14 protein-coding genes are annotated in these 13,636 nt (G+C 69.4%); 10 read left to right on the plus strand and 4 right to left on the minus strand.

Features of this window, described 5'->3' with window-relative positions:
- Positions 1–7 precede the first annotated feature (7 nt).
- The gene (locus tag ASG41_RS18035; protein WP_056298389.1) at positions 8–1,378 is read right to left on the minus strand and encodes an MmgE/PrpD family protein; all 1,371 of its coding nucleotides are present in this window, start codon (positions 1,376–1,378) and stop codon (positions 8–10) included.
- A 109-nt stretch (positions 1,379–1,487) separates the two neighbouring features.
- On the minus strand, positions 1,488–2,954 hold the full coding sequence (locus tag ASG41_RS18040; protein WP_056298392.1) for an APC family permease: 1,467 nt from the start codon (positions 2,952–2,954) through the stop codon (positions 1,488–1,490).
- Between the two features lie 951 nt (positions 2,955–3,905).
- Here ASG41_RS18040 and ASG41_RS24895 point away from each other — a divergent pair.
- The 6 genes from ASG41_RS24895 to ASG41_RS18065 all read left to right on the plus strand — a co-directional run bounded on the left by ASG41_RS24895 (position 3,906) and on the right by ASG41_RS18065 (position 8,945).
- Positions 3,906–4,025 carry a ribbon-helix-helix domain-containing protein gene (locus ASG41_RS24895; protein WP_235564899.1) on the plus strand — a complete coding sequence of 40 codons (120 nt, stop codon included), beginning with the start codon at positions 3,906–3,908 and terminating at the stop codon, positions 4,023–4,025.
- Positions 4,026–4,156: 131 nt separating this feature from the next.
- A complete protein-coding gene (locus ASG41_RS18045) occupies positions 4,157–5,077 on the plus strand; it encodes an ATP-binding cassette domain-containing protein (protein WP_235564900.1) in 921 nt (306 codons plus the stop codon).
- A gap of 131 nt (positions 5,078–5,208) precedes the next feature.
- Positions 5,209–5,901, plus strand: a complete 693-nt coding sequence (locus ASG41_RS18050) for an ABC transporter permease (protein ID WP_157519516.1) — start codon at positions 5,209–5,211, stop codon at positions 5,899–5,901.
- A 652-nt stretch (positions 5,902–6,553) separates the two neighbouring features.
- Positions 6,554–7,501, plus strand: a complete 948-nt coding sequence (locus ASG41_RS18055) for a sensor histidine kinase (RefSeq protein WP_056298398.1) — start codon at positions 6,554–6,556, stop codon at positions 7,499–7,501.
- Positions 7,498–8,148, plus strand: a complete 651-nt coding sequence (locus ASG41_RS18060; protein WP_056298401.1) for a response regulator transcription factor — start codon at positions 7,498–7,500, stop codon at positions 8,146–8,148. The genes ASG41_RS18055 and ASG41_RS18060 overlap by 4 nt, the downstream gene beginning before the upstream one ends.
- A 557-nt stretch (positions 8,149–8,705) precedes the next feature.
- Complete coding sequence (locus ASG41_RS18065; RefSeq protein ID WP_157519517.1) at positions 8,706–8,945, plus strand: hypothetical protein; 240 nt, start codon at positions 8,706–8,708, stop codon at positions 8,943–8,945.
- 441 nt (positions 8,946–9,386) lie between these two features.
- Here the strand turns inward: ASG41_RS18065 and ASG41_RS18070 are convergent, their stop codons facing one another.
- Complete coding sequence (locus ASG41_RS18070) at positions 9,387–10,580, minus strand: epoxide hydrolase family protein (protein ID WP_235564901.1); 1,194 nt, start codon at positions 10,578–10,580, stop codon at positions 9,387–9,389.
- A 339-nt stretch (positions 10,581–10,919) separates the two neighbouring features.
- Here ASG41_RS18070 and ASG41_RS18075 point away from each other — a divergent pair, with 339 nt between their 5' ends.
- From ASG41_RS18075 to ASG41_RS18085, 3 genes are all read left to right on the plus strand, one after another.
- Complete coding sequence (locus ASG41_RS18075; protein WP_056299033.1) at positions 10,920–11,183, plus strand: type II toxin-antitoxin system Phd/YefM family antitoxin; 264 nt, start codon at positions 10,920–10,922, stop codon at positions 11,181–11,183.
- Positions 11,180–11,440, plus strand: a complete 261-nt coding sequence (locus ASG41_RS18080; protein WP_056298411.1) for a type II toxin-antitoxin system RelE/ParE family toxin — start codon at positions 11,180–11,182, stop codon at positions 11,438–11,440. The genes ASG41_RS18075 and ASG41_RS18080 overlap by 4 nt, the downstream gene beginning before the upstream one ends.
- Before the next feature lie 498 nt (positions 11,441–11,938).
- Positions 11,939–12,619 carry a DUF1345 domain-containing protein gene (locus ASG41_RS18085; protein WP_235564902.1) on the plus strand — a complete coding sequence of 227 codons (681 nt, stop codon included), beginning with the start codon at positions 11,939–11,941 and terminating at the stop codon, positions 12,617–12,619.
- Here the strand turns inward: ASG41_RS18085 and ASG41_RS25110 are convergent.
- Complete coding sequence (locus tag ASG41_RS25110; RefSeq protein WP_255353001.1) at positions 12,613–12,972, minus strand: response regulator transcription factor; 360 nt, start codon at positions 12,970–12,972, stop codon at positions 12,613–12,615. The two genes, ASG41_RS18085 and ASG41_RS25110, sit on opposite strands and share 7 nt — an antisense overlap.
- Before the next feature lie 68 nt (positions 12,973–13,040).
- On the opposite strand from ASG41_RS25110, the gene ASG41_RS25115 reads away from it, so the two are divergent.
- Complete coding sequence (locus tag ASG41_RS25115; protein WP_255353002.1) at positions 13,041–13,535, plus strand: hypothetical protein; 495 nt, start codon at positions 13,041–13,043, stop codon at positions 13,533–13,535.
- The last annotated feature ends 101 nt before the right edge of the window (positions 13,536–13,636 follow it).

The raw sequence follows: 13,636 nt of genomic DNA on the forward strand, positions 1-13,636 counted from the left end.
CGGCTCGTCAGCGGGGTTGCCGCGCGTCGCCGCGCAGGGCCGTGGCGGCTACGAGCTCGGCGACCGGGGTGCCCAGCGGGGCGTGGCGAATCGCAGCCCACAGCCCGGTCGCAGCGTCCGGCCCAGCGCAGTCGGCGAATTTTGCCGCAAGCTCGGCCTCGGTCATCGGGTTGGCGTTCTTCCCGCGTGCCACATCAGCGACCACCTCCACGCGACGTCCCGAGACGGTGGTGACCTCCACCGCTGTCGGGAACTGCGGCTGGTCCCGCAGACGATCGTCGACGTGCACCTCGACCCGGGACATCAAGGTCCGCACGGCGGGGTCGGTTACGGCGGCGTCGGTGAAGTCGGCGATCCCCAGCGCGCCACGAACCAGGGCGGCCGCCACCGTGTAGGTGGCGCTGAAGCGCGCCTCGTTCCCGGTCTGCGGGTCGGCGTAGATCAGCAGGCGCGGCGCCTGCCCACTGATGCCCACCCTGATTCGAGCAATGTCCTCATCGACCAGTTCGCGGACGGCCACGGCGGCGTCGATGCCGGTGTGGGTGGCGCCGCACGAGGGGAAGGGCTTGATGGCCAGCCCATACGGCGCCATCAGAGACCAGTCGCTGCCCAGCCGCGACGTGGTGGCGGCCAGGTCGGAGACCCCACCTGTGAACGCCGCCGCGAAGCCGATGGGGCTTTCCAGCGCCGCGTCGTTCGCGTCGAAACCGCGGGCGGCCAGAAGGGTCGCCTGGACGGCGGACGCGGCGGCAGCGCCGGCGTTCAGGGGCTTGGTCATGGTGCCGAAATTGGTACGCAACCCGGCGGCACGCGAGGCCGCAATCCCGAGTGCGTGCCGTATGCCCCGGTCGTCCAGACCGTGGATGCGAGCCGCGGCGGCCGCCGCGCCGATCGTGCCGATGACCCCGGTGGAGTGGAACCCCTCGCTGAGTTCAAGGGCACCCCCGAGAGCGGCGTCGAGCTCGAAGCCGACGACGTAGGCGGTGAGCGCCAGTTCGACGTCGGCTCCCGACGGTTCGCCGATCGCGAGCACCGCCGGCACGATGGAGCAGCTGGGGTGCCCGTACAGCGGGTGGTTCGTGTCATCGAAGTCCATCGCGTGGGCGCACACGCCGTTCGCGAGGGCCGCGGATTCACGTGAGGTGCCGCCGCCGCCGAGGATTCCCGCGACCGGTCGCGCGCCCTGTTCCAGCACGTGGTCGACGATGAGTTTCCCCACCTGTTGACGGCGTCCGGCCAGAGCTACGCCGACGAGGTCGGCGACAGCTTGACGGGCCCGGTGCACGGCAAGCTCGGGCACGTCGGACAAGGTGAGGTCGCGGACGAACGCGGCGACCTCTCCGGTGACGAGCTGCCCGGTGCGTCTTGCGACGGTCATTGTTCTGCTCCCCTCGACGTGAACGGCGGCGAGGGCCCGAAGCCGGGCACCCGCCGCCGTGGTTCTGCTACATGTGACCTGACTGCCCTCCGGTCGGCGGGCAGTCAGGTCACAGGGACTCGCGACCGATGCGCTGGTACACGTCGGGACGGCGGGTCCGCAGGACCCGGGCCAGCACGACTCCGCCGATGAACAGCGCGAAGGTGAACACCAGGAAGGTCGTGGTCAGGGCACCGGTGTCCCCGATCAGGTCGGAATAGTTGACGATCGCCAGGTAGGCGATGACAGCAAGGCCGACCGCGGCCAGCAGCGGGGCGATGACCGTGGACCACACAGACGCGTCCTCGCGGCCGTTGCGGCGGAAGTAGACGAACACCGCGATGCTGGTCGCCACCAGCAGGAGAAGCACCGCAAAGGTGCCCACGCCGCTGGCCTTGGCGTACAGCAGGTCAGGCGAGGTGCCGGCCAGCGCGAAGATCGCGATCAGAACGGCGTACAGGATGCCGATGACACTTGCGGACACGAACGGTGAGCCGTGCCGGGGGTGAACCCGGCCCAACTTGGCGGGGAGCACGCCGTCGGTCCCGAGCGAGTACAGGTAGCGCGATGCCACGTTCTGGATCGAAAGCATCGAAGCCATGATCGAGGTAAGGAACAGCACCGTGATGATGTCGACCGCCGTCTTGCCGATCATGGTGGTGAGGGCGCTGTTGAAGATGCCGGCCGTGTCGGCCTCGGCGGCCCCCTGGACGTCGTTGGCCCCGAAGAAGGCGATGTAGGCCCACGCGGCGACGGCGTAGAAGACGCCGATGCTGCTCACCGCGATCATCGTGGCTCGGGGGATGGTGCGCCGGGGGTCCTTGACCTCCTCGCGGTAGATCACCGTGGCCTCGAAGCCGAAGAAGTTGCTCAACACGAAGAGCAGCGCCAGCCCGATGTTCGGGTCGGTTACCCACGGCAGAGACAGCACGGCCCCGCCTGAGTCGGCCCCGTTCCCGCTGGCGAACGACGCCACATTGAAGATGATCACGACGATGACCTCGAGCAACATCACCACCGTCAGAACCCGCGCCGAGAGATCGATGCGCCGATAGGCCAGGGCAGTCACCAGGGCGACGATGGCCAGGGCCAGCCAGTACCAGGGGATGGTGGGGCCCCCGAGGTCGACGATGTAGCTCTGCAGCGTGACGGCGAAGAGAGCAGGGGCGAAGAAGCCGGTCGCGGCGTAGCCGAAGGTGGCCAGGAACGCTCCACCCAGTCCGGCGGACTTGCCCAAACCAGCGGTCACGAAGGAGTAGAACCCACCGGGGTTCTCCACCCGGCGACCCATCTGGATGAAGCCGATGGAGAACAGGACCAGGAGGACGGTGGCGAGCAGGTAGATGGCCGGGCCGGTGGTGCTGCTGAACAGCAGGAGGACGGGGATGAATCCGGCCACAGTGGTCAGGGGGGCCGAGAAGGCGAGGACGCTCATGACGAGTTCGCCCACACCCATGTTGCCCTTGAGGGTCTGTCGCCCCTCCGAGCGCTCCGTCGAGGCTCCCGCGCCGGGGCTACCCGTGATGTCCGCTGCCATGTCCAGTCCTCCTGATCGACCCCGAGTCAGTCATCGAGGTGTGTGACGTCCCTGCATGGCGCGTGAGCAGACGAAGAGCGCTCGATCGCGCAATTCCCAGCAGGTTGGTCGCGGACGCTACCGCTCAATGGCCGAGTACTGCTGATCACATTCTTGCGTTTGCAAGGGACGAGTATTGCCGGAGGAGCAATGGCGACCCGGCCACGGAGGAACCCGGGTCGAGCAACCGCACCGACGGCGATCACCGCGGTCAGGTCGTTGTCGAGCAGACGCAACGTGGGCGAAACGCCCTGTTCACAGCGCGGGTTAGGGGAACCTCGCCCGTCGGCAACATGGACGACGTCCGAGGCAGAGCACTGGCACAAAATCGGTGGACGTCCTCCATCTGTTCCCCTGGGAGGCGGGGAATGAACAATCATCAGCGTATGGGATTAAAGCGATCAAAACTCGATCAGCAGTTCCGACGAAGGTGCGCAGCGCGACTGGCGACGCCCGCTTTCGGATCAATATGAGTACCAACGATGCGCCGGTGAGCGTCATCTGACGACGAGTTCTGCGTCCGGCCAGAATGATGAATTGCCATCCGCGCGGCAGCACCGACCTCGCTGAACACACCCAAGGCTCGCGAGTCCCAGGACGACAGCAGTGGGGGAGCGGAGGCGACGGCGCCTGAGCAGCAGCCGGCCAGCCGCCCCGCGCTCGAACACCCCGCCCGACCACCAGCACCGCATCGCCGGTGCCGTGGCTGGTCATCCTGCAGCTGCCCAACAGCACCGCCGACCGTCTCCGGGACACCGCCCGCCAGCGGGGTGTCACCTACGAGGAACTGGCGCTGGACGCCGTCGAGGCGACCGCAGACCAACTCGCTGCCCAGCGACCCGAAACCGCGCCGAAGGCCTGTTCGCCGGCGAGCGGGTCGCCACCCAGGTTCGCCCCGGAGGTCGTCGGAAGGTGTCCATCAAGCTCACCGAGACCAGCATCGACCCCCTCGACGACCTGGCCACCCAGCACGGCGCCTGCTCCCGCAGTGAACTCGTGGCAACCGCCCTCAACGCCCATCTAGCCGACTAGATCATCTCTCAGCTCAGGCGCGACGCGGGGCTGGTCCACTACTTCGTCGTAGTCCTCAAGGACTAGCCAGCACGCGCTGAACAGCCCGTATGGCCGATGGCGTCCGTTGTTCGGTCGCCGATGCTGAAGTGGTGATCGAGCTGAGCGCGTTGTCCAAGAAGTACGGCGACAAGACCGTGGTGTCGAATCTGACGGCGGTCATTCGGCCGGGGCATGTGACCGGGTTCCTGGGGCCGAATGGGGCGGGGAAGTCCACGACGATGCGGATGGTGCTGGGTCTGGATCGGCCCACGTCCGGGCAGGCGACGGTCAACGGGCACTCCTATCGTGCGCTGCGTGCCCCGCTGCGGGAAGTCGGTGCGCTGCTGAACCCCCGGTCGGTGCACCCCAAGCGGACCGCCCGGGCTCACCTACGGGCGCTCGCCGCCGCCGGGGGTGTCCCAACCAGGCGGGTAGACGAGGTGCTGGAGCTGGCGGGCATCACCGGGGTGGCCGACAAGCCAGCTGGCGGCTTTTCCCTGGGGATGACCCAGAGGCTGGGAGTCGCAAGCGCGTTGCTCGGTGACCCGGGCGTAGTCATCCTTGACGAACCGGTCAACGGCCTGGACCCCGACGGTGTGCTGTGGATCCGCACACTGACCCGTCGCTTGGCCGCGGAGGGCCGCACGGTGCTGGTGTCCTCACACCTGATGAGTGAGATGTCCCTGACCGCTACGCACCTGCTGGTGATCGGCCGCGGCCGGCTGCTGGCCGACACCCCAATGGCGGACTTCATCGCCGCGTCCGGCGAGACCTACGTGCGACTGCGCAGCCCGCGCCTGCCGGAACTCATCCCGCTCATCGAGGGCCCGGACACCATCTGGTCCTCCCACCAGGTCGGCGAGGTTCATGTCCGTGGACTGGGTGCTGCCGAGATCGGCGACCGGGCCGCCGCTGCCGGCGTACCGCTGCACGAGCTGACCGTGGTTGAGCCATCGCTGGAGGCGGCCTTCATGAAGTTGACCCGAAACGAGCGCGATTACCGCGCCGACGCGCAGGAGGACCCCCGATGAGCACCACCCACAGCCCCGCTCCGGCCGTTCGAAACCAACTGGGTCAGCCGCCCCGCACCGCCTCTAGAGGTGGCCTGATGAGAGCGGAGTGGATCAAGTTCTCCTCTCTGCGGTCAACATGGGTGACGTTGGTGGCCGTGATCGTGGCGACCGTCGGTTTGGGCTGGTTGTTCGCCGCCGTGGCCGCAGCGGCCAGCTCCAGCGGGGACGCCCCGCTGGGTGCCGTCAGCGGGGTCGCGTTGAGCCTGGCCGGTGCGCAGATCGCTTGGATCGCGTTCGGGGTGCTGGGCGTGCTGGAGGTGACCGGGGAGTACAGCCACGGCAGCATCGGGCCGACGTTCTCCGCTGACCCGCGCCGCTGGCCCACCCTGCTAACCAAAGTTGCTGTCCTCGCATTCGTGGTGCTGATCACCGGCGGTGTTTCGGTGCTGACCGCCTTCATCCTGGGGCAGGCAGCGCTCGGGGGGGCAGCGTTGTCCCTGACTGACGACGGTGTCGTCCGGGTCCTGGTCGCCACCACCGTGTACCTGGCTGGGCTGGGTCTGATCGGGCAGGCGCTGGGCTGGCTGCTGCGCTCCACCGCCGGCGCAGTTGCCGCGTTGTTTGGGCTGGTGTTCCTGCTGCCTGGGCTCGGTCAGCTGCTGCCCTCGAGCTGGGGTCCCGACGTTGTCCGCTGGCTTCCCGCCCAGGCCGGCCAGGCCGCACAGTCTCTGGTGCCCGGTGAGGGTGACCTGGCCCCGGTGACCGGGTTGGTCGTCTTTCTGATGTGGGTCCTCCTGGCTCTGGTCGCCGCGGCTGTAGCCACCTCCCGCCGCGACGCCTAGCCCCAGTCCCCGGACATCCGGGGTTCTGCTGATGCTTCAGCGGATGAGGACCACAGCCCCACCATCACACGTGATGGAGGGAGCCCTGTGAGCAAGACATCCGAGCTCGACATCGTCACCGCCGGGGCAGTGGTCCTCCCCTCGAGCCTCGACACGCACCAGGGCTGGGCCGGGTGGCTGCTCGCAACCTGGCCCAGCCACCCAGCCACCCGATCTAGGGAGGCCGTCGGCTCTGCCAACCTGTCGACGTGCGCCAACGACCCATCAGATGGCTCTCCACCGGCAAGGTGACCTCATGATTGCCAGCAATGAGCGGCAACGGAGGCCTGAGCACCTTGCGCCGGACGACGCCAAGCGACGCTGGACCCAGGATCTGGATCTCAGCGGGTGGTTGGACCTAGTCCGCCAGGGCCGTGCACTGCGAGGTGCCTCCGCCGTCGCACGTGACGTTATCCCGGTGGCCGCGGTAGGGGCATTCGGTGCCCTGTTCCTTGCCGCAGACCCTGGCCCGGACCCACTGTGGCTGTCGGCGCTAGTTGTCGGAGTCCCGCTGTTCCCGGCACTGGTCCGGCACCGACGACCCCTCCCGGCGTTCGCCACCACAGCCCTAGCAGCCGTTGTTGCCTTCCTCGTACTAGGGCTGACCGGTGGGGTGCTCACCATCCCCGTCCTGGCCGTGCTGCTGTGCCTGGTAACGGTGGTCGAGCACGCCCCCGACTGGGCCGCCGGCGCTGCGGTCACCCTCGCCGCTGTCCTCATCGGCGCAACGCTGCTAACCCCCCCATCCACCGGGGACCGGCCCGTGTTCCTACTGTCTGCGCTGGGCGTCGCAGCGGTCGCCCGGGGCCGCAACCGCCGCGCCCGGCGGATGGTCCTGGCCAGCCTGCGCGACCGAGCCGAGCAGGCTGAGCGCACTCAACGCACGATGGCACAGGCAGCGGTTGCCGACGAGCGGCGCCGGATCGCCCGTGAGGTGCACGACATCGTCTCCCACAACATTGCCGTCATGACCACCCTGGCCGACGGGGCCACGGTGGCCTTGCGCAACGACCGCGGTTTAGCGGACGCGTGCGAGGCGGTGCAGGCGATCGCCGGTACCGGCCGCGAGGCGATGCAGGAGATGCGCGCCCTCCTGGGTGTCCTTCGTGACCCCGACGACCCGACCGACTTCGGCGATAGTGGCCGTCCCCCCGCACCTGGCCTGGCTGACCTCCAGGCCCTGGTCGACCAGGTCCGCACCGCCGGGCTGCCCACTGTCCTGCAGGTCCACGGCAAGCCGGTCCCACTCGGAGGCGGGACAGGCCTGACGGTCTACCGGTTGGTCCAAGAGGCACTGAGCAACAGCCTGCGGCACGCATGCAACGCCACCTCGGCATCGGTGTCCCTGCACTGGGCTGATTCCCACCTCTCCATCACGGTGACCGATGACGGTCATCCGCCGACATTCCCGGCCCCGTCGGGCGGTCTGGGTCTGGTCGGGATGCGGGAGCGGGTGCTCGCACACGGCGGCACGGTGACGTCTGGACCGATGGCGGCGGGTGGCTGGGGCGTCCGCGCCCGCCTGCCGCTGACCGCCCCCCACCCGGAGGTGGCCACGTGATCACGGTGGTGCTGGCAGACGACGAGCCCCTGGTCCGGATGGGTCTGGGCATGGTGCTGGGCGGAAGTGACGACATCGACGTCATCGGCCAGGCCGGCACCGGATCTGAAGCGGTCGACCTCGCCCGACGGCTGCGACCCGACGTCGTGGTGATGGACATCCGCATGCCTGGCACCGACGGGGTCGCCGCCACGAGGCAGATCGTCGCCGCCGGACTCCCCAGTCGGGTGCTCGTCTTGACCACCTTCGACCTCGACGAGTACGCCTTCGCCGCCCTGCAAGCCGGTGCCAGCGGCTTCCTCCTCAAGACCTCCGACCCCGACCGCCTCGTCGAGGCCATCCGCACCATCGCCCGAGGCGACGCCGTCGTGGCCCCCCGCGTCACCCGCCGCCTGCTGGACACCTTCGCCACCCAGCTCCACCCCGCTGCCCCCGTCCAGGACCCGCGGGTAGGCAAGCTGACCGACCGGGAACGCGAGATCCTCCAGCAGCTGGCAACCGGACGATCCAACGCCGAGATCGCCGCGCAGCTCTACCTATCGGAGTACACCGTCAAGGCACACGTCGCCCGGGTCCTGAGCAAGCTCGAACTCCGGGACCGCACCCAAGCAGCCATCTTTGCCATACGGGCTGGCCTCGCCGATTAGAGACACGGGTCGAAGCACAGGGACCCGCAGTTCGGCCATCTCGGTGGAGACCTGGTACCCGCGTGCAGAACCAGAGCGCGCCTGGGAAGGTAATCCAGCCCGGGCACATCAATTTCGGAGACGGCAGACCACACGGACCAGACAGGGCGTCATGCGGAGTGCGCGTTCAGACGTAGCCCGCCTGAGTCGTGCGGTAATTCCGTCGTGCTGAAGGCGTCATCCGAGTGGCTGGGACGTTTCTCCCGAGCCAGGCCGCGACGGAATGGGCACAAGTCGCCCCGAGGGGGCGGGGCGGGGCGGGGTCAGGGTGCTCAGAGGCAAATACAGATGGTGATGCCGAGCAGACCAACGCCGACCGTGGTCCTGGCCGGGCAGCTGCCGCTAGGCGGCATGGCGATGCCCGCGGTTGCGACGGTGGGTGCCGCGACCCCGACCGAAGCGGTGGGCGCGGCGACCCCGGCGACCCCAGCCACGCCGGCGAAGTCGTCCGCGGGACGAAGCCAATTCGGCGGTCGCTCAGGAAGCGGTGCGCGGTGTCCAGCAGGACCTTGACGTCGGTGTCGAAGGCGTTCGCGTCCCTGGACCTCGATGCCTATGACATCTGGCTGGAGTACGCCGCCCTCGGCGGCGACTGGCCGCTGGCGTTCGTCGAGTTCGCCCTAACACTCGACGGGCCCGCCGCCAGCGCGGAGTACCTCGTGCTGGTCCAGGCCATCAACGAAGTCCTCATCGACCGCGACGGGGACCAGCGGGCCTCCCGCCACCTCAGGCAGCAGACAGCCAACCCGGGCCTGTGACGGTTGCCTGACCGCAGTGCGACGTGGCTGCGGCGGGCAGCCGCAGGCGCACCACGACTGCTCTACGACGGTGCGAACCTCGATCAGAGGTCGGTTGGCTGCAGCTCGCCGGACTCGATGCGGCACCGATCGTCTCGGTGGTCGGGCTCGATGAGCCTGCCGTTGCCTCTCCCCGACGGCGCGAACCAAACCACCAACTCGGCCGGTGGAGCCGAAGCCCGTCCGGCATTGCGTGCTGACCAGAAACCCCGGTATGTGGGCCCACGAAAACCGGCCCACAACGTGGTCCAAAAGAGGAGCGCGGCAAAGCCGGGCCACGTGTCGCCCGTGCCTGGCGAATACTGGACGGTGCTCCTCCCTCCGCGTCGACCGACCGTCGGTGCACTGCTGGGGCTCAGTTGTGGTCGGGCGTCGCCCCCGTTCAGGCGGCAGGGCATGCTGCTAGCTGCTTCGGTGCCCTCCTGTTGGGGAGTGCGTCCCTGGTGGGTTGGCCGCGGTGAGTACGGCCGTGAGGCTCTCTTGGATGTCACGGACGAACGCGTCCGGGACTTCGAGTGAGGGGAAGTGGCCCCCTGCGTCCTGCACCTGCCAGCGGACGATCTGTCGGTAACGTTTCTCCACCCAGGCCAGCGGCCACTTCTCGATGTCGTGGGGGTAGATGCTGATCGCGGTGGGGACTCCGACCCGCAGGTCAGGGTCGAGGGAGTTCCAGCTCTCCCAGTAGATGCGGGCCGCTGATGCCCCGCTGCGCGTCAGCCAGTACAGGGTGACGTTGTCTAGCACGGCGTCGCGGGAGATCGTCTCGAACGGGCTGCCTTCGGTGTCGGTCCATTCGGCGAACTTGGCCAGGATCCAGGCCAGCAGCCCGACGGGGGAGTCGACGAGTGAGTACCCGATGGTCTGCGGGCCGGTGGCCTGCTCCTTGCCGTAGCTGGTGCGGTGGGTTGCGAAGTCGTGGGATCCCGCCACCCAGCTGAGTTCGACCTCGGTCAGTCCGTCGGTCGTCAGTCCGGGGGGAGCTGGTGCGAGCGTGGTGTGGATGCCCATGACCTGCTCGGGGAAGCGACCGCCGAGGATCGTGGTGATCACTCCGCCCCAGTCGCCGCCGGCGGCGGTAAACCTGTCGTAGCCGAGCCGTCTCATGAGCTCGACCCAGGCGGAGGCGATCTTCTCCGTTCCCCAGCCCGTGGTTGTCGGCTTGTCGCTGAACCCGAAACCGGGCAATGAGGGCACCACGAGGTGGAACGCGGGGACATCGGCGCTGCCGGGTTCGACCAGGTCGTCGAGGACGTCGAGGTACTCCACGATGCTGCCCGGCCAGCCGTGGGTGAGGACCAACGGAGTCGCATCTGCGCGCGAGGACCGACAGTGCAGGAAGTGGATCCCCAGCCCGTCGATGCACGTGCGGAACTGGCTGACACCATTAAGGCGGCGCTCGAACGTGCGCCAGTCGTACCCGGTGTGCCAGTAGTCAACGAGGTCGTCGAGGACGTCAAGGGGCACCCCTTGAGCCCACCGCGACCGGCCCGACACGTCCCCGCTGATTGTCTCGGGTTCCGGCAGTCGTGCTGAGGCCAACCGCGCGCGGAGATCGGCGAGGTCCACGTCCGGTGCCCGGAACGCGAAAGCTTCCACGTCGTCATCTGTTCGGCTCATCTGTCCACCCACACCGAGCAAGACTGGCACGGCGAGACTGCGACACGCATCGGTGCCGTGCTCAGCCAAAGATCGTCCCGACTGGGCGGCTCACAAGTCCCCGTTTGTGAACCGCTGGACTGCCGTTCGATCCGTCGCTCGAACCCGCAGCTCGAGACCGGGGAAGGGTGACCGAAACCCGTTCCGGAAACAACGGACCACGACCCCGCCCTTCGGAGGTTGTGAATCAACAGCGGAATGGCGGCGGCCTTACAGGGTCACGAGACCAGCAAGAGATTTTTGTGTACACAGTTGCAAATGCAGCGTAAGATCGTCTGTATGGACACCATCTCAGGTGAGGTCACCACCCGCGAGCTGCGCGGTCAGCTCTCCGACGTGTTGGGTCGTGCGATGTACGGCGGGGAGCGCATCGGGGTGACCCGCAACGGCAAGTTGGCCGCTGTGGTGGTCGGGGTCGCCGACCTGGAAGCCCTGGAGGCGCTGGAGATGTCTCAGGACGTAGCTGCCTACCGGGCGGCCAAGGCCGCCGACGACGGGGAGCGGGTGTCGTTGGCCGAGGTGCGTGACGAGCTCGCTGGGTGACGTACTCCGTCGAGTTCACCACCGCGGCTGCGCGGCAGCTGCGCAAGCTCGACCGCCCCGTGCGCGTCCGGCTCATCGCTGCCATCGGTGACCTGGCCGAGGACCCGCGTCCGGTGGGAGCGACCAAGCTGGTGGGGGAGCAGACCGCCTGGCGCATCCGGGTGGGGGACCATCGCGTGATCTACGACGTCCTCGACGAGGCGCTGGTCGTGACCGTCGTCCGTGCCGGACACCGCCGGGAGGTCTACGACCACTGACCCGGCGCCTCCCGTCGTGGCCGAGTACAGCAACCGGTACGGCAACGCAGTCCGGACGACCCCGCACAGCGACGGACGGCCTCGGACGCCGTCACCGCCGGACCTGCGAGAACACGACGTGCGCGGACGGCGCTGGACCCCACGCTGCGGGCTGGGGTCAAGGTGTCGCAGGTTCAGATCCCGTCAGCCCGACGGGGGAGTTGCAGGCCAGAAGCGGGCCGTCCTCATCGGGCGGCCCGCTTCGTGCGTGTGTGCAGCAATGGGCGCGGCGGGCCCCGACACCGTCGGCACCCACGAGGGCCACCCGGACCGTCACGGCACTGCTCCGCGACGAGGAGCAGGCAGGGAGATCGGTGGGCCTGCCGATGCCCGACCGGGTCCTGCTCGGTTCGATCGGGGAGAGCCCCCGGACGCGGTGGGGCGGGCCCTCGGCGGAGGAGGCACCGTGCAGGCAGTGGGCGACGACGGGCGACGACCAGCCCACGCGGACCGGTGCCGGTGAGCGCCGGCGGGCGCGGGGCATCCGGCTGGAGCGCGCCGTGCCAGTCCATCCTGTCCCGGCGTCGGGTGCTCATCTGCCTGGCCGGCGGCGTCCTCGTCGGGATGGGTGTCGCCCTGGTCGGGGCGGCCGACGTCGCGGTCCTCGCCGGGTGGACGGTCGCTGCGGCCGCCCTGCTCGTGTGGGTGTGGCGGATCAGCTGGCGCCGCAACCCGGAGCAGACCCGGTTGTTGGCCGAGGAGGAGGGACGGACCCACGCCACGGACACCGCCGTCCTCGGCGCCGCGGTCGTCAGCCTGGGGGCGGTCGTGGAGACGCTGGTCCGGTCCAGGTCCATGGACCCCGTCGGCATGGTCGCCGTCGTCCTCGGCCTGCTGGTGGTGATCCTGTCCTGGGCGCTGGTGAACACGGTGTTCGCGCTGAAGTACGCACGCTGGTTCTACGCCGCGGGTCGCGACGGCGGCATCGACTCCGGTCAGCCCGATCCGCCCGCGCTGAGCGACTTCGTCTACCTCGCGTTCACGGTGGGCATGAGCTCGGCGGTCTCCGACACCCGGCTCGTGGCCACCCGGGTCCGCAAGCTCACTCTCGGGCACGCCCTGCTGTCCCATCTGTTCGGCACGGTCGTCGTGGCGGTCGCCGTGAACCTGGTGACGAACCTCGGCCAGCCCGGTCAGTGACGCCAGGACAGCTCCGGTCCGGGCGGGTGGCACCCGGCCGGCACGTACAGGCCGTACCGCTCGGCCCGGACGGCGGCCAGCGTCCGGGTCGGCGTGCCCAGCTTGAGCAGGATGTGCTCGACGTGGGTCGCCACGGTGCGCTCCGCCACGACGAGGGCCTCGGCGATCTCGGGGTTGCTCGCCCCGTCGACCAGGTACCCGAGCACCTCCAGCTCCCGGGGGGTCAGGGCGTCCAGGTCCCCGGCGGGGGAGATCAGCAGGACGGTGGTCGGTGGTCCGCCGCGGGCGCCCCGGTGTCCAGCGCGGTGACCCGCACGTGACCGAGCGCGGCACCCCGGGCGCCGGTGGGCCACAGGAAGGAGGTGCCCAGGCGGCAGACCCCGATCCGCTCGGACGCGGCGGCCGCCACGGGTGATCCGGCATGCAGCAGCGGGTGGGGTTCCAGTCCCGGGATCTCGAGGCAGCCGCCGTCGGGTGCGAGGACGGCGCCGGCGACGACGTCGGGGACGCGCCGGACGGCGTCGAGCACGGCGCGCATCGGGTCGACCTCCTCGGCCAGCAGGGGGAGCACCTGCCCGAGCAGCTGCCACCTCCCCGGGCCCGGTGGCCGTCCGTCCCGGGCCCGCAGCAGCAGGTGGCCGACCTCGCGGCCATCGCCGGTCACCAGCGGGACCCGGGTCGGTTCGTCGTCCCGGGGGGATCGGTCGTCGGTGCAGCGGTGGCCCGGGGGGACCTGGGCCACCCGTGCGGTGTGGGCGGGCAGGAGGTGCTGCAGGAGCGCGAGCACCGACTGCAGGCGTCCCGACCCCGCGCCTGGCGGGTCCGGGGGGAGCGGGTCCGGGGGGAGCGGGTCCAGGTGCACGACGGCCTCCGGCGGCCCAGGGCCGCAGGTCGGGTCGGGGCCGCGACTTCTTGACGGCCAGGAGCGCAGACCGGACTCCGGCGGACGTCCCCGCTGCCCGGCGCCCGTGCTCCGTGCCGAGCCTCCCCGACCGGGCCGAGCTCCTCAACCCGGGG

The sequence above is a fragment of the Modestobacter sp. Leaf380 genome, from assembly GCF_001424485.1.
GTDB lineage: Bacteria > Actinomycetota > Actinomycetes > Mycobacteriales > Geodermatophilaceae > Klenkia.